At 46.1% G+C, this 19,169-nt stretch carries 20 protein-coding genes; 16 read left to right on the plus strand and 4 right to left on the minus strand.

Annotated elements, in window-relative coordinates:
- Position 1: 1 nt before the first annotated feature.
- A complete protein-coding gene (locus ICN10_RS07510; RefSeq protein WP_255536835.1) occupies positions 2 to 754 on the plus strand; it encodes a DUF3047 domain-containing protein in 753 nt (250 codons plus the stop codon).
- Positions 755 to 778: 24 nt separating this feature from the next.
- Here the strand turns inward: ICN10_RS07510 and ICN10_RS07515 are convergent, their stop codons facing one another.
- Complete coding sequence (locus tag ICN10_RS07515; RefSeq protein ID WP_216214254.1) at positions 779 to 3,049, minus strand: cation-translocating P-type ATPase; 2,271 nt, start codon at positions 3,047 to 3,049, stop codon at positions 779 to 781.
- Between the two features lie 51 nt (positions 3,050 to 3,100).
- Between ICN10_RS07515 and ICN10_RS07520 the strand changes: the two genes are divergently transcribed.
- The 12 genes from ICN10_RS07520 (at position 3,101) to ICN10_RS07575 (ending at position 14,099) form a co-directional block, all read left to right on the plus strand.
- Positions 3,101 to 3,295 carry a heavy-metal-associated domain-containing protein gene (locus ICN10_RS07520; protein WP_216214257.1) on the plus strand — a complete coding sequence of 65 codons (195 nt, stop codon included), beginning with the start codon at positions 3,101 to 3,103 and terminating at the stop codon, positions 3,293 to 3,295.
- A 135-nt stretch (positions 3,296 to 3,430) separates the two neighbouring features.
- Positions 3,431 to 4,519, plus strand: coding sequence for an iron-sulfur cluster carrier protein ApbC (gene apbC / locus ICN10_RS07525; RefSeq protein ID WP_216214259.1), 1,089 nt, complete (start codon positions 3,431 to 3,433; stop codon positions 4,517 to 4,519).
- Positions 4,520 to 4,551: 32 nt separating this feature from the next.
- Positions 4,552 to 5,067 (plus strand): DUF3305 domain-containing protein, encoded by a 516-nt coding sequence (locus ICN10_RS07530; protein ID WP_370626200.1) that lies wholly within the window; start codon positions 4,552 to 4,554, stop codon positions 5,065 to 5,067.
- Complete coding sequence (locus tag ICN10_RS07535; protein WP_216214264.1) at positions 5,067 to 5,645, plus strand: DUF3306 domain-containing protein; 579 nt, start codon at positions 5,067 to 5,069, stop codon at positions 5,643 to 5,645. Before ICN10_RS07530 ends, ICN10_RS07535 begins: the two co-directional genes overlap by 1 nt.
- An 11-nt stretch (positions 5,646 to 5,656) precedes the next feature.
- Positions 5,657 to 7,747, plus strand: a complete 2,091-nt coding sequence (locus tag ICN10_RS07540) for a 4Fe-4S binding protein (RefSeq protein ID WP_216214266.1) — start codon at positions 5,657 to 5,659, stop codon at positions 7,745 to 7,747.
- Complete coding sequence (locus ICN10_RS07545) at positions 7,744 to 8,394, plus strand: molecular chaperone (protein WP_216214268.1); 651 nt, start codon at positions 7,744 to 7,746, stop codon at positions 8,392 to 8,394. Before ICN10_RS07540 ends, ICN10_RS07545 begins: the two co-directional genes overlap by 4 nt.
- Before the next feature lie 115 nt (positions 8,395 to 8,509).
- On the plus strand, positions 8,510 to 8,731 hold the full coding sequence (locus tag ICN10_RS07550; RefSeq protein ID WP_216214270.1) for a formate dehydrogenase: 222 nt from the start codon (positions 8,510 to 8,512) through the stop codon (positions 8,729 to 8,731).
- A 66-nt stretch (positions 8,732 to 8,797) separates the two neighbouring features.
- On the plus strand, positions 8,798 to 11,776 hold the full coding sequence (locus ICN10_RS07555) for a formate dehydrogenase subunit alpha (RefSeq protein WP_216214274.1): 2,979 nt from the start codon (positions 8,798 to 8,800) through the stop codon (positions 11,774 to 11,776).
- Positions 11,777 to 11,803: 27 nt separating this feature from the next.
- On the plus strand, positions 11,804 to 12,460 hold the full coding sequence (gene fdh3B, locus ICN10_RS07560) for a formate dehydrogenase FDH3 subunit beta (RefSeq protein ID WP_216214277.1): 657 nt from the start codon (positions 11,804 to 11,806) through the stop codon (positions 12,458 to 12,460).
- Positions 12,460 to 12,696: a hypothetical protein gene (locus ICN10_RS07565; RefSeq protein ID WP_216214280.1), complete on the plus strand. Its 237-nt coding sequence runs from the start codon at positions 12,460 to 12,462 to the stop codon at positions 12,694 to 12,696. The genes fdh3B and ICN10_RS07565 overlap by 1 nt, the downstream gene beginning before the upstream one ends.
- 47 nt (positions 12,697 to 12,743) lie before the next feature.
- Complete coding sequence (locus ICN10_RS07570; protein ID WP_216214282.1) at positions 12,744 to 13,805, plus strand: formate dehydrogenase subunit gamma; 1,062 nt, start codon at positions 12,744 to 12,746, stop codon at positions 13,803 to 13,805.
- A 3-nt stretch (positions 13,806 to 13,808) separates the two neighbouring features.
- Positions 13,809 to 14,099, plus strand: coding sequence for a hypothetical protein (locus ICN10_RS07575; RefSeq protein WP_216214284.1), 291 nt, complete (start codon positions 13,809 to 13,811; stop codon positions 14,097 to 14,099).
- Here ICN10_RS07575 and ICN10_RS07580 read toward each other — a convergent pair whose 3' ends face one another.
- Positions 14,100 to 14,807, minus strand: coding sequence for an ATP-binding cassette domain-containing protein (locus ICN10_RS07580; protein WP_216214286.1), 708 nt, complete (start codon positions 14,805 to 14,807; stop codon positions 14,100 to 14,102).
- Positions 14,800 to 15,495, minus strand: a complete 696-nt coding sequence (locus ICN10_RS07585) for an ABC transporter permease (RefSeq protein ID WP_216214288.1) — start codon at positions 15,493 to 15,495, stop codon at positions 14,800 to 14,802. Before ICN10_RS07585 ends, ICN10_RS07580 begins: the two co-directional genes overlap by 8 nt.
- 66 nt (positions 15,496 to 15,561) lie before the next feature.
- Here ICN10_RS07585 and ICN10_RS07590 point away from each other — a divergent pair, with 66 nt between their 5' ends.
- The 3 genes from ICN10_RS07590 to cls are packed head-to-tail and all read left to right on the plus strand — an operon-like array spanning position 15,562 to position 17,986.
- Complete coding sequence (locus tag ICN10_RS07590) at positions 15,562 to 15,762, plus strand: (2Fe-2S)-binding protein (RefSeq protein ID WP_068321724.1); 201 nt, start codon at positions 15,562 to 15,564, stop codon at positions 15,760 to 15,762.
- Positions 15,762 to 16,514 (plus strand): endonuclease/exonuclease/phosphatase family protein, encoded by a 753-nt coding sequence (locus ICN10_RS07595; protein WP_216214290.1) that lies wholly within the window; start codon positions 15,762 to 15,764, stop codon positions 16,512 to 16,514. The genes ICN10_RS07590 and ICN10_RS07595 overlap by 1 nt, the downstream gene beginning before the upstream one ends.
- A complete protein-coding gene (gene cls / locus ICN10_RS07600; RefSeq protein ID WP_216214292.1) occupies positions 16,511 to 17,986 on the plus strand; it encodes a cardiolipin synthase in 1,476 nt (491 codons plus the stop codon). Before ICN10_RS07595 ends, cls begins: the two co-directional genes overlap by 4 nt.
- Here cls and ICN10_RS07605 read toward each other — a convergent pair.
- Entirely contained in the window at positions 17,983 to 19,167 is a 1,185-nt protein-coding gene (locus tag ICN10_RS07605) for a CaiB/BaiF CoA-transferase family protein (RefSeq protein ID WP_216214294.1), read from the minus strand. The two genes, cls and ICN10_RS07605, sit on opposite strands and share 4 nt — an antisense overlap.
- Between the last annotated feature and the right edge of the window lie 2 nt (positions 19,168 to 19,169).

Genomic DNA, 19,169 nt, shown 5'->3' on the forward strand with positions numbered 1-19,169 from the left:
TATGTTGGTCGGCTGTGCTGGCTTAAGTGGTGATTCGGTGCAAAACGAAGCCGGTCAACCATTTAATGCTGAAAAGCTGCCGGCCCAAGAGGAGCTGCCTAAATTCTCTGCTGAGACAGCCCGAAACGGCATGCCAAACGGGTGGAATTTTTATCGCATAGCACCCTTTAAAAAGAATACGGTGTATCGCCTTGAGAGTTACCAAGGAAAAACAGTGCTGAGTGCAAATTCGAAAACCTCTGCATCTGGATTGGCGGTGAAGTTGCGTCCTCGTCAGGCATCCAACCTACTATTGCAATGGGAATGGAAGGCGCTGAACCCAATCGTTAATGCTGACAATGCCGATGGTTATGCTGACGATGCGCCGCTCCGTATTTTGGTTGCATTTGATGGCAATAAGTCCAAGCTACCCTTAAAAGAAAAAATGACTTTTGAGATGGCCAATCTCATTAGTGGTCAAGAGATGCCGTATGCCACGCTGATGTATATCTGGTCTGGAAAATCACCTGTCGATACCATCATTACAAATGCACATACTTCTCGTATCAAAATGATTGTGGTGGATTCTGGTTGGGACAATTTAGGGCAGTGGCATAAACACCAGCGTGATTTAGCTGCTGACTATAAGCGTGCCTATGGCGAAGCGCCTGGTGAAGTCATTGGCATTGCTTTACTGACGGATACCGATAACACTAAGTCAGAGACACGAGCGTTTTATGGCGATATTGAATTAATTCGTAAGAATACAAAATAAGTAAAACGTACTAAAAAGATGTTTTTAGTAGTGAGTAGGGCGCCAGCGCTTGAGTAAGAGCGCATTGCTCAGAACGCAAAAGCTAGACAGCGCCATGGCACTTCCAGCCAGCATCGGCGAGAGGTAGCCCAGCGCAGCCAAGGGGATGCCGGTGGCGTTAAAGATAAAAGCCCAGAATAAATTTTGCTGAATTTTTTGCCAGGTTCGCTTAGAGATATCAATCGCATTTGCAACTAATGTGGGGTCGCCTCGCATTAAGGTGATGCCAGCAGCCTGCATTGCAACATCAGTACCAGTAGACATGGCCATACCAACATCTGCGGTAGCTAAGGCGGGCGCATCATTGACACCATCGCCTACCATCGCAACAAATTGGCGATGTCCATCTTTGGATTGAAGTTTGCGAATAATCTCTGCTTTATCGCTTGGCATTATTTGCGCAAATACTTCTTCAATGCCAATATTTTTTGCAACACGATTTGCAGCAGCGATGTTGTCACCAGAGAGCATTACAGCGCGAATATTGAGATGGCGTAATGAGGTAATTGCCTCTTGAGCATTCTCTTTCAGCTCATCCCCAAATGAGAATATGGCAATTGGCGAAGTGAGCGCTTCATTGTTCATCAAGATTGAAACAGTCTGACCGGCCTCAAAACAAGTCTGAGCCTTTCCTAGTATTTCGGCATGATGGTGGTTGCTCTCTAGGGATGCAATACTTTGCAGGGTAAGGCTCTGTCCAGCAAGAGCACCAGCGCTAGGTTTGCCGCTAATGCCAATGCCCGGCAATGCTTTGCTATCAGTCGGCGTTATTGGGGTCAAGCCATTTTGTTTGGCGGCGTCTAGAAGTGCTTTTGCAAGAGGGTGCTCACTACCAAGTTGAAGACCTGCAGCTGTTGCCAGAATGTCATTCTCAGAAAATGATCCGCTAAAAGAAATGACTTTCAGTAGTCTTGGTTTGCCAACAGTGAGTGTTCCCGTTTTATCAAACGCAACAACATTCAAGCGATGCGCCAACTCCAAAACTTGTGGGTCTTTAATTAAAATTCCAAAACGCGCTGCCACCCCGGTTCCTGCCATGATGGCTGCTGGCGTTGCAAGTCCTAGTGCGCATGGACAAGCAATCACGAGTACAGAGACTGCTCTCAATATAGCAATAGATGCTGAGTCCAAATAAAACCAGTTTGCCAATCCCGTAATGATTGCAATCACGATCACGCTAGGAACAAAAATAGCACTCACCTGATCTACCAATTTTTGTATTGGTGCCTTTTGGGTTTGCGCATCTTCAACCAGGGAGATGATTTTAGAAAGTACGCTCTCAACGCCCACCGCTTGAGCCTCAATGACCAAGACACCTTCGCCATTGAGTGAGCCGCCGATGACTCTTTCTCCGATATGTTTTTTGACTGAATCACTTTCTCCAGTGAGTAGTGATTCATCAATGTGACTATTGCCAAGTAGGATGATGCCGTCCACTGGTATGCGCTCGCCGGGCAGAACCAAGACACGGTCTTTCGGAAATACCTGATCTAAAGGTAGGTCGTGAAATTGATCTAAGGCAGAGTTCTCAGTGATGACAATATCTCGCTCAATGATTTTGGCATGCTCCGGCCACAACTTTTGTAATGCACGAATTGCTTCGCTAGTTTGTTGCTTAGCTCTGGCCTCTAACCATTTGCCTAGTAAAACCATGCAGATAATGACCGCAGATCCTTCAAAGTACAGTTCGTGACTCGCATGAGGTGATGCAATCATTTGATAGATGCTGAGGCCGTATGCTGCACTTGTGCCGAGCGCTACTAACAAATCCATATTGCCCACGCCCGACATGAGAGATTTGAAGCCTGCTTTATAAAAACGCCATCCCAAAAAGAATTGCACTGGAGTGGCAAGCAGAAGTTGCCACTTTGGCGAAAGCGCCCAATGTATGCCAAAAGGCATGAGGAGCATCGGGAGAAAAAGTGGTGCGGAGAGGGCGAACCCCAGCAATACGCGCCCCAAACCATCTGCTCCCCAAAACAGCTTAGAGGGTGCCGTTACTGAAATTTGATGAGGGCTACTGATTTTTGCTTCATAGCCTGTTTTTTGGACTGTGGCGATAAGGTCGTCCGCATTGAGCCCAGAATTTGCTTTTAAGCGCACCTTGGCTTGTTCCGTTGCCAAATTCACGCTGGCAGCCTCTACGCCCGGCATTTTGTCCAAAGCCTTCTCAACCCTGCCTACACACGAGGCGCAGGTCATCCCGCCGATATCCAGAGTAAATAGCTCTGATTTAGTGTCTATTTGGGGGTTCATATAGAAGATAATCTACTGCATGCAAGCCGTATTTACATCAAAAAGGCCTATATGTTGACTTTAAAAGTATCTGGGATGACTTGTGGGGGCTGTATTAATGCGGTCACGAGAGCAATTCAGGCTCAGGACCCTCAAGCCAAAGTTCAGGCCGACTTGGCGAGCCAGACTGTCAACCTAGAAACGACATTATCTGAAACGCAGGCCAGTCAACTCATAACGGACGCTGGCTTTCCGGTAATAAATTAAATGTAGATTTCGTTGTTATTGGCGCGTGTAAGCAAATTTTTGCTGGCGCGGTTAATCTACCCTCTTATTCATATATTTAAGCAGTTAATCGCTCTGAGGCAGCAGCCTCGGAATTGTTCAGCATAGGAGAAGGTTGTGTCGGTTACACCAGAGTTAGTCCAGGCAGCACTCAAAGGCTTAGTTGATCCTAATACTAAGATTGATTTCGTTACCGCAAAAAACGTAAAGAATCTCCGTGTAGAAGATGGCGATATTTCTTTAGACATCGTACTAGGCTATCCAGCTAAGAGTCAGTTTGATTCGATTCGCAAATCAGTTATCAATGCCTTGCGCGAATTGTCTGGTGTTAAAAATGTCAGCGTCAATATATCTAGTCAAATTGTTGCGCATGCAGTGCAACGTGGCGTGAAGCTATTGCCTGGTGTAAAAAATATTATTGCGGTTGCTAGTGGCAAAGGCGGCGTTGGTAAATCGACAACAGCTGTGAACTTGGCATTAGCGCTTGCTGCCGAAGGTGCGCAGGTTGGTATTTTGGACGCAGACATTTACGGCCCAAGTCAGCCAATGATGTTGGGTATTACTGGTAGACCAGACTCTCTTGAAGAGAATACGATTGAGCCAATGGAGGCTTATGGCTTGCAGGCAAGTTCAATTGGCTTTTTGATTGATGATGATGCGCCAATGGTCTGGCGCGGCCCAATGGTGACTTCTGCACTCGAGCAGTTGCTTCGTCAAACCCGCTGGCGTGATTTGGACTATTTAATTGTGGACATGCCACCAGGTACTGGTGATATTCAATTAACTCTTGCGCAAAAAGTTCCCGTTACTGGCTCAGTGATTGTTACTACACCTCAAGACGTTGCGTTGTTAGATGCTCGCAAAGGCCTGAAGATGTTTGAAAAGGTAGGCGTGCCTATCATCGGCATCATTGAAAATATGAGCACCCACGTTTGTACAAAGTGTGGGCACGAAGAGCATGTATTCGGTACTGGCGGTGGCCAAAAGATGTGCAAAGAGTATGGAGTGGATTTCTTAGGTGATCTACCTTTGAATCTATCTATACGAGAGCAGGCAGATGCTGGTCGTCCTACAGTGGTTGCGGATCCTGACGGTGCAATTAGCGCGATATATAAAGGCATTGCTAGACAGGTTGCTATCCGTGTTGCTACTCTATCCAAAGATATGAGCAGTAAATTTCCGAACATTGTTGTTCAAAACACCTAAGGCCCTGAACATTTATGCGCTTTGCTGTATTAATGCGTAAACAAAATATTGATAACCCATGGGTTTCTTACCGCTGGGCGCCTCAAGAGGTAGTGCTAGATTTGGGGCAATTTAATAGCAAACAAAGCAATGCTATTTCAGGTCAGTTTCTTGGGCGCGATGCCGAGGGAGAGTCTTGGCTATTTACTGGCTACGAACTTGATCTTTTTCCTGATGAGGCTGAGGGTTACTACCTCAACGTCTCTGCCACAACCCCAAGCTGGTTTGTGATGTGGCGTCTTGAGGAAGATATTGAGCGCTATGTCGACGAGCAATCTCTTGAATTGGCAAAGGCGGAATCGTCATTCGCAATTCCGCATCGTATTTGCGTTAGTTATAACGAAGCAGCTCGCTTGCTAGATGGAGGAGAGTCAGTTGATACGGTTCCCATGAGTGAGCAACATGCATCTTGGCTACAAGAGTATGTAAATGAAAAATATCATCCAGAGCCTAAAAAGCGTCATAAGCCTGCATCATTTAAGGGTGCACAACGCCCTGCGGAGGAATAATGGCTGATGGGTTTCTCGGTCGTTGGTCTAAGCGCAAGGCTGGATTAGAAGCCGATCCTGTAGAGAATAAAACTGAGGCGCCCAAAGAGGCGACTCCAGTGGCTTCTGTTGAGCAAGCTGCAGAGGAGACCCCGCCGTTACCTACGTTAGACGATGTTGCGAAGATCGATCGCTTTGACCCCGATTTTTCTGCCTTTATGAAGCCGGATGTCGATCCTACTGTTCAACAGGCTGCTTTAAAGAAAATGTTCACTGACCCCCATTTCAACATCATGGATGGGCTAGATATCTACATTGACGATTACAGCAAACCAGACCCTCTGCCGCCAGGAATGCTTGAAAGAATGGTGCAGAGCGATATGCTGAATCTTTTCAGCAAGACTGCTGATGACTCCGCTAAAGAGGTATCCCCAGTTTCCCGGCAAACTGAAGTTCAGGCCGCTAATCCTGAGCTGGAGGCGAATGCTTTGGATGTACAACAGCAAACTGATTTAACATCCCCCCAGCAAAACCCTCTTGCTCAAGTTGATGGAGTGCCAAATGAACCGTCAATTGAGCCTGAACAGAAAAAAACTTAAGAAGATAGCGCATGAGTCAAAAATTAGTCTGTAACTGTAATAGCACCATGCCTTTGGATGCAAAAGCACTCGGCGTGCCGATGCACACTTCTTTATGTAGACAAGAAGTCGGATCCTTTTTGAAGGCTCTTGAGGGCTCAGATTCTGTAGTAGTAGCGTGTACACAAGAAGCTGCGCTTTTTGGTGAGTTAGCGGATCAAGCTGAGAAGCCTCTAGTTGCCCCACTGCGTTTTGTAAATATCCGTGAAGTTGCCGGTTGGACGCAAGAAGCAAAAGTATCGGGACCCAAGATTGCTGCACTACTAGCTTTGGCTGATATGCCTGAAGCTGACCCAGTTCCAGTGGTGAATTATGAAAGCCAGGGCAGGTTGCTGATTGTTGGTGCTGGTTCCCAAGCTACTCCTTGGGCTGAAAAATTAAGTCCATCTTTAGACGTCTCCGTTTTATGTACCGAGCCTGGTGATTTGCCACTCAATAGAAGCTACCCAATCTATACAGGCGCTGTTACTAAGCTAGATGGATATCTCGGTAACTTTTCAGTTGATTGGGATTTGCAAAATCCGATTGACCCAGAGATGTGTACCCGCTGTGGTGCCTGCGTAGAAGTTTGTCCTGAAGGTGCTATTGATCTCTCCTTCCAGATTGATTTGAATAAATGTAAATCTCATCGTGCCTGCGTTACTGCCTGCGCTGGTATTGGCGCTATCTCATTTGATCGAAAAGAGCGCGGACGCAATTCTGAATTTGATTTGATTTTGGATTTGCGTGTTGATCCTAAAATGCGCATGAGTCAAACCCCGCAAGGCTACTTTGCTCCTGGCGTTGATCCTTTGGATCAAGCATTGGCTGTAAACCAATTGTCAGATATGGTGGGTGAGTTTGAAAAGCCTAAATACTTTACTTATAACGAAAAGATTTGTGCGCATGGTCGCAATGGCAAAGTAGGTTGCAGTGCTTGCATTGATGTTTGCTCAACCGGTGCTATTGGTTCCATCTTTAAAAATGGCCAAGGCTCTGTAGAAGTAAATCCAAATCTATGCATGGGCTGTGGCGCCTGTGCTACTTCCTGCCCGTCTGGTGCCATGAGCTACAGCTATCCGAGTGTTTCTCACCAGGGCAAAGAATTAAAAACAGTGGCGAATGTATTTACAGCCGAAGCTAAAAAACTTAACCAAGCAATGGCCCCTAGTTTGCTGTTGCACACGTTAAAAGCTGGTACTCAAATGATTGATGGCTTGGGTAGATCCTCGCACATCATGCCAAAGCAGTTTGAAGGCCTTCCTGCATTTGTAATTCCTTATGGCATTGAACACATCGCTTCGACTGGTTTGGACTTGTGGCTAGGTGCCTTGTCCTATGGATTTGCTGAAGTCATCTTGTTGCTAAGTGGGGATGAAGATCCTGCATACCGTGCTGCTCTCGAAGAGCAGGCAGAATTAGCTAATAGCATTCTGAAAGCATATGGTTTTGATGAGCGTGTTCAGTTGATACTGGCAAGCTCCACCGATGATTTGGCAACAGCATCAAAGGCAATGGGCGCATTACGTCAACGCGGCTCGCTAAATTCAATTTGCACTCCCACAAGCATGGGCTTATCCAATCAAAAGCGAGAAACATTAGAAGCTGTTTTAGAGCATCTGCAAAAGCAAGCGAAGACGCCTTTACCTGAAGCAGGCGTGGCGCTTCCCAAGTCCTCATTATTGGGCGGACTAACAATTAACAAAGATGCCTGCACCTTGTGTATGTCTTGTGTAAGCAGTTGCCCTGAAGGTGCGCTTTTAGATAATCCTGATGAGCCCATCCTTTCCTTTATTGAGAAGCAGTGCGTTCAATGCGGTATTTGTGCGCAAACTTGCCCAGAAAAGGCCTTAACTCTTGCGCCTCGCTTGCAGACTGTAGAGCAGCGTAAACAGAGATCCACTTTGAATGAAACCCAGGCTTTCCATTGCATTAGCTGTGGAAAACCTTTTGGAACATTGAAGATGGTTGACTTGATGCTGACTAAGTTGGGCGCTCATGGCGCATTTGCTGGGGCAGCAATGGATCGATTGAAGATGTGTAGTGATTGTCGCGTAGTAGATATGGTGAAAAAAGAAACATGAGCGAAATAGCAAAAGACTTAATTAATGAAAATGCATCTACCGAAGTGGGGGATGTTGGTTTGCCAGAGGATTTGGCAAGAGCAGATTTATATGGCTTGATTGCGCGCTTTTTTCAGATGCCACCCGATCAAGAATTATTAGATCAAATCGCTGCTACAGCGGATCAGCAAGATGCCGCTAACGAAGCGCCACTAGCCAAAGTATGGATGGATGTGGTTGAAGTTGCCAAAAATAACCCTGCCAAGGCTTGGCATGATGAGTTTGATTTGAATTTCATTAGCGTTGGTAAACCTAATGTTGTTCTAAATGGCTCTTTTTATATGGCAGGCCATCTCAATGAGAAGCCTTTGGTCAATATTCGCAAAGCTCTAGAGGGATTTGGGCTTGAGGCAGCCGAAGAGGTTACTGAAACCGAGGACCATATTTCCGCGCTTTGTGAAGTCATGCGATACCTAATTGCTGGGGATGATGTTGAAGTCTCAAACCTTACAAATCAAAGGGTTTTTTTCAATGAGCATATCCGCCCCTGGTATGACGAATTGTGCGATGCAATAGAAGGGATTCCAGAGATGCATTTGTATCACCCTGTTGCCGCGCTAACCAGAGAATTCCTAGCGATCGAAGGTCAGGGCTTTGACATGATTTAATGTTGCAGTGCAATAGAGGGTAAGCCTTATATATATTTCGTTATGACAATATGCGAAAAATGCAATTACCAATTACACTTGTCCGAAATCAAGAAAAACTAGATAGGAGCATGCCATGAGCACTAAATCCAAAGTTGCTTTAAGTGACCAAGCGAAGCCATCGCGCCGCAATTTCTTTATTGGTGCAAGCGCTGCAGTAGGTGCTGTTGCTGTAGCTAGCCAAACTCCGGTTGGTAAAGCAGTCATCCAAGAAATTAGTAGCACCAAAACGGTGAAAGATGCGGGTCAAACAATGACTGCACACATGCGTAAGTATTACGAAACCACTTTGATTTAATTAGTTTCACCAGTTATTGCCTTAACAGTTAATTAATAAATACAAAAACTTTCTCAGGGACACCATATGAGTCTGACTCGTAAATCCAATACCCCACAAAGCAGTCGTTCAACATCACGTCTGATTGGCAGTTTGTCACGAGGTTTAAAAGCCGCAGTGCCAACGATGGATCGCCGCACATTCCTTAAACGCTCTGGCGTAGGTGTTGGTGCTGGTATCGCTGCTAGCCAATTAAGCTTTGTGCAAAAAGCATCTGCAGAGCAAAGCAAGGCAATGCTCGACGGTAAGGGCAAGATTGAGGTTAAACGCTCCATCTGTACTCACTGCTCAGTAGGTTGCGCGGTTGACGCGACTGTTGAGAATGGTGTTTGGGTACGTCAAGACGCCGTGTTCGATTCTCCTATTAACTTAGGCGCTCATTGTGCAAAAGGCGCAGCATTGCGTGAGCACGGTCATGGCGACTATCGTCTACGTTATCCAATGAAATTGGTTGATGGAAAGTATCAGCGTATCTCTTGGGATCAAGCCTTAACTGAAATTACTGCACAGATGAAGGGTATTCGCGAGAAATATTCTCCGGACGCAATGTTCTTTATCGGTTCATCAAAGCACAACAACGAACAGGCCTACTTGCTCCGTAAGTGGGTCTCTTTCTTTGGCACAAACAATACAGACCATCAGGCTCGTATCTGTCACTCCACAACAGTTGCCGGTGTTGCAAACACCTGGGGCTATGGTGCGATGACCAATAGCTACAACGACATGATGAACTCTAAGGCTGCTTTGTACATCGGTTCAAATGCTGCTGAGGCTCACCCAGTTTCTATGTTGAGCTTGTTGCACGCTAAAGAGAATGGTTGCAAAGTGATCGTGGTTGATCCGCGCTACACCCGTACAGCAGCGAAGTCAGATCAATACATCCGCATTCGTTCCGGTACAGACATTCCTTTCTTGTTCGGTCTTCTGTATCACATCTTTAAAAATGGCTGGGAAGATAAGAAGTACATCAATGACCGTGTTTACGGAATGGAAGAGATTCGTAAAGAGGTTATGGAGAAGTGGAATCCAGCTGCTGTGGAAGAGGCTTGCGGCGTTCCTGAAGCTCAAATGTACAAAGCTGCTGAAACCATGGCTAAGAATCGTCCAAGTACGGTTGTTTGGTGTATGGGTCAAACACAGCACACCATTGGCAACTCCATGGTTCGCGCATCTTGTATTTTGCAGTTGGCATTAGGTAACGTTGGTAAATCTGGTGGCGGCACAAATATTTTCCGCGGTCACGATAACGTTCAGGGTGCAACTGACGTAGGTCCTAACCCAGACTCATTGCCTGGCTACTATGGTTTAGCTGCCGGCTCATGGAAACACTACGCAACTGTTTGGGGTGTTGACTACGAATGGATTAAAGGCCGCTATGCGCCGGACATGATGGAGAAGTCTGGAACTACTGTTTCTCGTTGGGTTGATGCCGTTCTTGAGAAGAACGACATGATCGATCAACAGACTAACGTTAAAGGCTTGTTCTTCTGGGGTCATGCTCCTAACTCGCAAACTCGCGGCTTGGATATGAAGCGCGCGATGAATAAGTTGGATCTTTTGGTTGTGGTTGATCCATACCCAAGTGCTACTGCAGCTATGGCAGCAATGCCTGCAGCAGAGGGTGATGTAGTAAACAAGAACCGTAATGTTTATTTGTTGCCAGCAGCAACCCAGTTTGAAACATGCGGAAGCGCGACAGCATCCAATCGTTCTTTACAGTGGCGCGAGAAAGTTATCGACCCATTGTTTGAATCTGTACCTGACCATGTGATCATGCAAGCATTTGCTGACCGCCTTGGCTTCGGCGAAGAGTTGTCCAAGAACTACAAGATGCTGAACTCTAAATTTGCTGGTAAGCAATGGAAAGAGCCTCAAATCGAAGACATCTTGCGTGAAATCAATCGCTCCGTTTGGACTATTGGTTACACAGGTCAAACTCCTGAGCGTCTCAAAGCACACATGAGAATGGTTGGAGTATTTGATCCGAAGACCCTGAAATCTCGTGGTGGTGTAGATCCAGTTACTGGTTACGACACTACTGGCGATTACTACGGCTTGCCTTGGCCTTGCTACGGTACAGCTGCGATCAAACACCCAGGTTCACCAAATCTCTATGACACCAGTAAGAGCGTCATGGAGGGTGGCGGTAACTTCCGTGCCAACTTCGGTGTTGAGCGCGAGGGTGTGAGCTTGTTGGCTGGTGACGGTTCCTGCTCTAAGGGCTCTGCGATTACTACCGGCTACCCAGAGTTTGATCACGTGTTCGTGAAGAAACTTGGTTGGTGGGATCAGTTAACTGAAGATGAGAAGAAGCTTGCTGAAGGTAAGAATTGGAAGACCGACTTATCTGGTGGTATCCAGCGCGTTGTGATGAAAAACGGTTGCCATCCATTTGGTAATGCGAAAGCACGCGCAGTAGTTTGGAACTTCCCAGATGCAGTTCCAATTCACCGTGAAGCCCTCTACAGTACTAACGAGAAGATGATGCGTAAGTATCCAACTTCTGCGGATAAGAAGAATTTCTGGCGTTTACCAACTCTCTATAAGACTGTTCAAGATCAAAACTTGAATCAGAAGTTATATGAGAAGTTTCCAATCATTCTGACCTCTGGTCGTTTGGTTGAGTACGAGGGTGGTGGTGATGAGACTCGTTCAAATCCATGGTTGGCTGAACTTCAACAAGAAAACTTTGTTGAGATTAATCCTAAGGCAGCAGCAGATCGCGGCATTAAGAACTGGGATTATGTTTGGGTGAAATCACCTACAGGTGCAAGAATCAAAGTTCGTGCATTGGTTACTGAGCGTGTCGATCAAGGAACAGCTTGGGTGCCATTCCACTTTGCTGGTTGGTGGCAGGGCAATGACTTGCGTAAGTACTACCCAGAAGGCGCGGCTCCAGTGGTTCTTGGTGAGGCGGTCAATACTGCAACAACCTATGGTTACGACCAGGTGACGATGATGCAAGAGACCAAAACCACTATGTGCCAAATCGAAAAATTTGCCTAAGTCAAAAAATAAAGTCAGGAGAACACAATGGCAAGAATGAAATTTATTTGCGACACAGAGCGATGCATTGAGTGCAACGGTTGTGTCACAGCCTGTAAAAATGATAACGAAGTGCCTTGGGGTGTTAATCGTCGCCGCGTTGTAACGGTGAATGACGGCATCATTGGTCAAGAAAAATCAGTATCAGTTGCATGTATGCACTGTAGCGATGCACCTTGTATGGCGGTATGCCCAGTAGATTGCTTCTATCGCACCGATGAGGGCGTTGTGTTGCACGATAAAGATATCTGTATCGGTTGCGGCTACTGCTCTTTTGCATGCCCATTTGGCGCACCACAATTCTTGAGCAAGGGCGCTTTTGGCACCCGTAGCAAGATGGATAAGTGCACATTCTGTAGCGGTGGTCCGGAAGAGAACGGCAGCGTTGCTGAGTTCGAAAAGTATGGACGCAATCGTTTGGCAGAAGGTAAGTTGCCACTTTGCGCTGAGATGTGTTCAACCAAGGCATTGATTGGTGGTGACAGCGACATTATTTCTGGCATCTTCAATAATCGTGTTGCGATGCGTGAAAAGAATGGTAAATATCCAGGATCTAAAGCATTTGGTTGGACTACTGCTTACGGTGGCCCAGATGCACCAGCGCCAACACCAACACCTGCTGCAAAAATTCCAGGAGCTAAATAATGAAAGTTAATTTCAAAACTCTCGGATTGTGTTTTGCGGCAGCAGGGTTGTTGGCTGCTTGCTCTGAGCCTCCAGAAATTGCTGCTAAGGCTGCTAAACGTCCAGACGTTGCTCCTTACATGGGTGCCAATAATGGCTTTATGACTAAGAACTGGACGCCGGGTAATCAGGCTAGTTGGACTGAGTCTGTTGACAAGCGTACCCAAGGTCAAAACGAATACAGTCGCGTTAAGTGATCAACTAAATAACTATAAATAAAACGAAAACGTTTAAGGACATGTGTATGAAACGATCATTTTCAAAAGTTCTACGCGCTTTAGTAGTGACCGCAGGTTTGTCGCTGACTTTGGCAAGCGGGATCAGTTTCGCTGAGCGTGCACCGATGGCGCCGCTGCCATCTGCTAGCGGAGTAGATATTCCGCCATTGTCTGTGCCGGCCAATCCAAATGCTTTGGCCAATGGAACGCAAGCACAAGCTCAGCCAGCGAACCCATCTATCTTTACTTCCGCCAATAGCGATCCATATAACTATGTCAGCATTCCTGACAAAGAGGCTAGCGTACTGATTCAGCGTGCTGGTCAGCAATGGCGCGTGATTCGTAACGGTGTAATCACAGTCTACGGCGGTTGGTTGCTAGCACTTGCGTTTTTTGGCGTAGTTGCGATGTATACCCTTAAAGGTTCTATCAAGTTACATGAGCCAATGTCAGGCGTGAAAATCAAACGCTTCAGCGCTTTTGATCGCTTGGTGCACTGGTTGATGGCTTTCAGCTTTTTAGCCTTGGCATTTACTGGTTTATTGATTCTTTACGGCAAATATTTTGCAATGCCTTTGATGGGTGGAGCAGCTTATGGCTCTTTCCTAGATGTTTGTAAGAATATTCATAACTTCACAGGACCTTTGTTTACGATCACTGTTGTGGTTTTCTTCTTACTCTTTGTAAGTAAGAATATCCCAGGCAAAGGTGATATGAATTGGATCGTGAACTTCGGTGGCATTTTGAATGGCAAGCATGTGCCAGCAGGCTTCTTTAACTTTGGTGAGAAATTCTGGTTCTGGTTTGGTATGACATTCTTGGGTCTTACAATTTCAGCCTCAGGTTTTGTGCTCGATATGATCGTACCGTTCATGACTATTGAATACACACGTGGCACTATGCAGATTGCAAACATTATTCATAGCAGTGCTGCTATCTTGATGAGTGCACTGGCGATGGGGCACATCTATATCGGTACTATCGGTATGCAAGGTTCAATCGATGGCATGAAGACTGGTTATGTAGATGCGACTTGGGCTAAAGAGCACCATGAGCTTTGGTACGACGATCTTAATAAAAAGGGTTAAGCCATGAAAAAAATCATTGCTTTCACATTCTGTGCTTTTGCTGGAACTGCAGCGTTTGCTGCACTACCTCCATTGACTCCTGAGCAGGCGGAAGCAGCAGCTTTAGCCAAAGCGAAGACGGCTTATAGCGGTAGAGTAGATGCTTACAAATTATGTTTGTCACAAAACAAGGTGGCAGATCAGTTTAGGATGCCTGGAACTCCAGCTCCAGGAGCTTGTACTGCACCTCCACCATTTACTCCGCCGGTAGCTGCAGCTGCACCACCAGCCCCAGCAGCACCTGCTGCTAAGTAATTAGTCGGACAGCAACTCTTGATGTAAGTAGCGTTTAGCTGCATTTGTCAGGGGATTTTCAAAGAAGGGGCCTACGGGTCCCTTTTCTTTTATCTCGCCTTGGTCAATGAAGATGATGTGCTGAGCGAGTCTTTGTACTTGAGCCAGTTGATGAGATGAAAAAATCACATCCGCGCCATGCTGATCAAATTTTCGAATGAGGTCTTCAACCTGTTCGGTAGTGTTGGGATCAAGATTTGCAGTAGGCTCATCTAATAAAACTAAATTCGGCTTGAGAAGAATAGCTCTTGCAAGACATAATTTTTGTCTTTCGCCGGCAGATAATTTATGTGCTGGACTATTGGCTAAGTTGCTGAGACCAACTTCATCCATAACCTTTTGGATGTCTAATTTGGTGATGCTTGAATCGACATCTTGAACAATCCCAATGTTAGCGGCTGCAGAAGCTTTAATCATGGGTGTGTGATGCAAAACTAATGAAGTATTGGTTTTGAAAGAGTAGGTGACGGTGCCGCTATCTGGTTTGATAAGACCATCAAGCACCTTGAGAAAAGTCGTTTTGCCAGCACCATTCGGCCCAATACAAGCAGTAATTCTGTCTGCTGGAATAATCGCATGTGGAATATTGAGAATTGTTCTGCCATTGCTCTTGACGATGATGTCTTTGAGCTCAATGAACTTCTCAAAATTTTCAACGGAATTAACCATAACGGCGCTCCGCCACTTGACGAACAATAAGTGTAAATAAATTAGCGATTAGAACTATCCCTAAAAGCACGATTCCCAAAGCAAGTGCTAACGGAAGGTCGCCCTTACTTGTTTCAAGAGCAATAGCCGTTGTCATAGTTCTGGTCGAGCGATCAATATTGCCACCCACAATCATGACGGCCCCAACCTCGGAAATTGCTCTGGCTAGGCCCGCTAGGATAGCGATAGTTAGGGAAAAGCGACAATCCCATATCAACCATTTAAAGCGCGATAAAGGAGGCAATCTGAGGCTTAAAAAGGAATCGCGATGTATTTTCCACGAGTCCTCTATTAATTGCCGACTAAGGGCGGCGATTAGGGGTGTTGTTAGAAGTGCCTGAGCCACAACCATCCCCTTGGTTGTAAATAGCCAGCCCCAGGCTCCCAGGGGGCCTGTACGCGAGAGCATGAGATATACCAGGACCCCAACTATCACTGTAGGCACACCCATCAGGGTATTGAGGGTCACAATAATCGTCTTTTTGCCGGTAAATTGCTCGGTTGCCAGAAGGGCGCCAATTGGAAGGCCTAAAAGCGTGCCAATCAAAAGGGCGCTCAGGCTGACTTGCAGCGAGACTAGGACGATACCCAAAACTGCGCCATCTAGATGGGCAAGCAGAGTAAGGGCGTCCTGAAAAGCTTTCAACATGCGCTAGATTCTATCAAGGCAATGGCAAAATGGCTGTAATGAGATTGATTTCCCTATTTTCGACCTATGGCTGAAGTGGTTTGCCTCTGTAACGAGGTCCTCGACGTGGATTTGCGTGAGTATTTGGATGCTCACCCGATCGACTCTATTGACGAGTTGCGTGAGCAGGCTTCTATATGCAATAAATGTATGCAGTGCCAAGAATTGGTCGAAGGTGAAATCTATTTGGCACGCGTTCGTCGTCAGCGCGCAGCAGGGCAGTTTTAATGAGTCTAGTTAACTCTTCCCGCTTTACGGTTTTAAGCATGAATGTTCATAAGGGTTTATCGCCCTTGCATCGACATGCCACGATTTATCAGTTGCGCCAGCAAATGCGCAGTCATTATCCAGACCTCCTTTTTTTGCAAGAATTGCAACAGGAGCACCGAGGAAGATTAAGGCGCTTTGAGCAATGGCCGCTGACAGAGTTAACTCACTTTCTCTCTGAGGATTTTTGGCAGCACTGGCATTATGGAAAGAATGTGGAATATCGTGATGGGCATCATGGCAATGCGATTCTTTCCAGACATCCACAACAAAAAGGAAATAACTACGATATCTCAGCATATCGCTTTGAGGGTCGTGGGTTGTTGCACAGCATTACTAGGTTAGAAGGTATCGATAAGCCTATTCATTGCTTTTGCGTGCATCTGGCACTCTTCGAGCGCGGCAGAGAGCGGCAGCTGGAGACTATTATTCGACATATTCAAAACTTGACTCAAGATGGACCCACGATCGTTGCAGGTGACTTCAACGATTGGCGCAATCGTGTGAGTGCGCCTATGAAAGCCGCTGGTTTTGATGAGGTATTTGAGGTGCTTACTGGTTCGCCGGCGAAAACTTTTCCGAGTGTGAAGCCATTACTTCCTATGGATAGGATTTATGTGCGTGGATTAAAAATTCATTCTGCAAAAATTTTGCATGAATGGCTGAAGCTATCAGATCATCTAGGTATTACTGCTGAATTGGAACTTGTATGAATATTTTGTCGTTTATTTTCGGATCCGTTTTTGGATTCTCTCTAATATGGGTTCCAATCGTACACATCCTCATTGTGCTTTTGTTTGGCCTTCACTTGATCTCAGCCAGAAGACCAGTGGGTGTAGCATTCGCATGGTTTCTGATCGTGATATTAGTACCCCTTTTGGGAGTTGCCTTTTACGTTCTGATAGGCGAAAGACCTGTAGGACGAAAGCTTACCCGCAAGATTGTTCGCATGAATCACGAGTATGAAAAAATTACCGAGACAATGCGCCAGGAGTTTGCGGCTGATAGGCAGAAGTTGCCAGTTGAGGGAAGGGCTCTCAGTCTTTTAGCTGAGTCCAAAAATGGCTCACCAGTAGTGGCAGGCAACAAGATTGAATTGCATACCAATTCACTCAAAATTTTGCAAAATTTTATTGATGAGATTAATGGTGCCCAAAAAAGTTTGCATCTAGAGTTTTATATTTGGGCTTTGGGCGGTGATGCCGATAGAGTTTGCGAAGCTTTAATTGCAGCATCTCAGCGCGGCGTAGCCTGTCGTGTATTACTGGATTCTTTAGGCAGTAAAAATTGGTTTAAGTCTCCATGGCCGGCACGTTTTCGCAAGGCTGGGATTGAAGTAACGGAGGCATTGCCGATTCAGATTGGCCGCTTTCAGTTCCGTCGCGCCGATTTACGTCTACACCGCAAGATATTCGTTATTGATGGTGCTGTAGTGTGGACCGGCAGTATGAATTTGGTTGATCCGCGCACATTTAAGCAGGACTCAGGCGTGGGTGAGTGGGTAGATGCGATGGTGCGCATCGAAGGTCCAGTAGCTGCCCAGTTTGAATTGACCTTTGCATTTGATTGGAGTGTTGATAACCCAAACATTACGAATTTTAGGGATCGCGAGCCACCGGCATCGCCTCATGTAGGAGGCGCTATAGCTCAAGAGTTCTCTTCTGGCCCGGTTTATCGTGACGATATTCTTTATCAGGTCTTGTTATCGGCCATTATGGATGCTCGTGAAGAGTTGGTTATTACAACGCCTTATTTTGGTCCGGATGATGGTTTAATCCAGGCGTTGATGGCTGCGGCAGCCAGAGGTGTTAAGGTCACCTTGATCGTTCCTAAGCTTAATGATTCCACGCTAGTGGCTTGGAGTAGTAAGAGCTTCTATGAGGATTTGATGAACTCCGGAGTAATTATTGCGGAGTTCCATGGCGGCTTACTGCACACGAAGAGTCTGTTAATTGATAAGCGCATTGCCATCTTCGGCTCAGTTAATTTTGATCAACGCAGCTTACGTCTTAATTTTGAAATCAGCCTCATTGTTTACAACGTTGATTTCTGTGCCAAATTAGAGAAGTTAATAGAATCTTATTTAGCGCAATCAGATTATGTTGATCCAAAAGCCTGGGCAAAACGACCAACCTGGCGTCGTTACCTGGAGAATGCTGCACACCTTACTTCACCACTGCTTTAAATTGCTCCACTAACCCGCATAGAAGCTATCTCAGACTCTGACATTCCGAGCTCTTTGAGGATAGCGTCAGTATGCTGTCCTACTGCAGGTATAGGATCCATGCGGTAATCGTAGCTGTCATTGAGGCCTGGAGGTAAAAGGGCGGCTATCGAGCCATTTGGCGTGTCAACCTCAGTCCAGCGATTACGTGCTTTCAGTTGCTCATGCTTCCAAAGACCTGCCATGTCATTGAGATGGGCATTTGCAATTTGTGCTTTTTCTAAGCGAGCGATTAATTGCTCTGAGCTGAGTTTGCTAAAGCAAGCATTAATGATTTCTAGGAGTTCAGCACGTTTTTCGTTACGCTTGAAGTTGCGATCAAAGCGTTCATCTTGAGCTAGTGCGGGATTCTCTATAACTATCTCGCAAAACTGCACCCATTCACGTTCGTTTTGAAGGCCCAGCATGACAGTCTTTCCATCGCCTGCTTTGAAGGGGCCATATGGGTAGATAGTTGCATGTGATGCGCCATTTCTTGGTGGCGGCTCAGCACCTTTGTAGGCGTAATACATTGGGAAACTCATCCACTCACTTAATGCCTCAAGCATGGAGATATCAATCACCGAGCCTTTTCCAGTTTTTCCTCTTTGTAGCAATGCTGCCAAGATATTCGTATAGGCATACATTCCTGCTGCAATGTCGGCGATTGAGTTACCAGCTTTGCTTGGCGTCTCTGGTGTTCCGGTAATCGAAAGAAATCCTGCTTCGCTTTGGATTAAGAGGTCATAAGCTTTTTTATCGCGATAAGGCCCATCATTGCCGTAACCCGAGATAGCGCAGGTGATTAATCCAGGATTATCTTTCTGCAAAACCTCTGGGCTCAGACCCATACGAGAGGCTGCACCAGGCGCAAGGTTTTGGATAAAGACATCTGCGGTTTTCAATAAATTTTTTAAGATTGCCATTGCAGAGTCTTGCTTGAGGTCAAGCGTCAAACTCTCTTTAGATCGATTGACCCAAACGAAGTGAGAGGAGAGTCCCTCAACCTGAGTGTCATAACCTCTCGCAAAGTCTCCGCCCCCAGGGCGTTCAATTTTAATAATGCGCGCACCCAAATCAGCCAATTGGCGAGTGCAGAATGGTGCCGCAATGACATGTTCTAGTGCAACAACCGTAATGCCATCTAATGGACGAACGCTCATAT

Source organism: Polynucleobacter sp. 86C-FISCH, from assembly GCF_018882415.1.
Taxonomy (GTDB): domain Bacteria; phylum Pseudomonadota; class Gammaproteobacteria; order Burkholderiales; family Burkholderiaceae; genus Polynucleobacter.

Coding starts and splice junctions, on each gene's coding strand:
- ICN10_RS07540 (WP_216214266.1), top strand. CDS start 5,657: ATGAGTCAAAAATTAGTCTGTAACTGTAATAGCACCATGCCTTTGGAT.
- ICN10_RS07520 (WP_216214257.1), top strand. CDS start 3,101: ATGTTGACTTTAAAAGTATCTGGGATGACTTGTGGGGGCTGTATTAAT.
- ICN10_RS07595 (WP_216214290.1), top strand. CDS start 15,762: ATGAGTCTAGTTAACTCTTCCCGCTTTACGGTTTTAAGCATGAATGTT.
- ICN10_RS07575 (WP_216214284.1), top strand. CDS start 13,809: ATGAAAAAAATCATTGCTTTCACATTCTGTGCTTTTGCTGGAACTGCA.
- fdh3B (WP_216214277.1), top strand. CDS start 11,804: ATGGCAAGAATGAAATTTATTTGCGACACAGAGCGATGCATTGAGTGC.
- ICN10_RS07585 (WP_216214288.1), bottom strand. CDS start 15,495: ATGTTGAAAGCTTTTCAGGACGCCCTTACTCTGCTTGCCCATCTAGAT.
- ICN10_RS07605 (WP_216214294.1), bottom strand. CDS start 19,167: ATGAGCGTTCGTCCATTAGATGGCATTACGGTTGTTGCACTAGAACAT.
- ICN10_RS07530 (WP_370626200.1), top strand. CDS start 4,552: ATGCGTAAACAAAATATTGATAACCCATGGGTTTCTTACCGCTGGGCG.
- ICN10_RS07555 (WP_216214274.1), top strand. CDS start 8,798: ATGAGTCTGACTCGTAAATCCAATACCCCACAAAGCAGTCGTTCAACA.
- ICN10_RS07565 (WP_216214280.1), top strand. CDS start 12,460: ATGAAAGTTAATTTCAAAACTCTCGGATTGTGTTTTGCGGCAGCAGGG.
- ICN10_RS07545 (WP_216214268.1), top strand. CDS start 7,744: ATGAGCGAAATAGCAAAAGACTTAATTAATGAAAATGCATCTACCGAA.
- ICN10_RS07550 (WP_216214270.1), top strand. CDS start 8,510: ATGAGCACTAAATCCAAAGTTGCTTTAAGTGACCAAGCGAAGCCATCG.
- ICN10_RS07570 (WP_216214282.1), top strand. CDS start 12,744: ATGAAACGATCATTTTCAAAAGTTCTACGCGCTTTAGTAGTGACCGCA.
- ICN10_RS07590 (WP_068321724.1), top strand. CDS start 15,562: ATGGCTGAAGTGGTTTGCCTCTGTAACGAGGTCCTCGACGTGGATTTG.
- ICN10_RS07580 (WP_216214286.1), bottom strand. CDS start 14,807: ATGGTTAATTCCGTTGAAAATTTTGAGAAGTTCATTGAGCTCAAAGAC.
- cls (WP_216214292.1), top strand. CDS start 16,511: ATGAATATTTTGTCGTTTATTTTCGGATCCGTTTTTGGATTCTCTCTA.
- ICN10_RS07515 (WP_216214254.1), bottom strand. CDS start 3,049: ATGAACCCCCAAATAGACACTAAATCAGAGCTATTTACTCTGGATATC.
- ICN10_RS07535 (WP_216214264.1), top strand. CDS start 5,067: ATGGCTGATGGGTTTCTCGGTCGTTGGTCTAAGCGCAAGGCTGGATTA.
- ICN10_RS07510 (WP_255536835.1), top strand. CDS start 2: ATGTTGGTCGGCTGTGCTGGCTTAAGTGGTGATTCGGTGCAAAACGAA.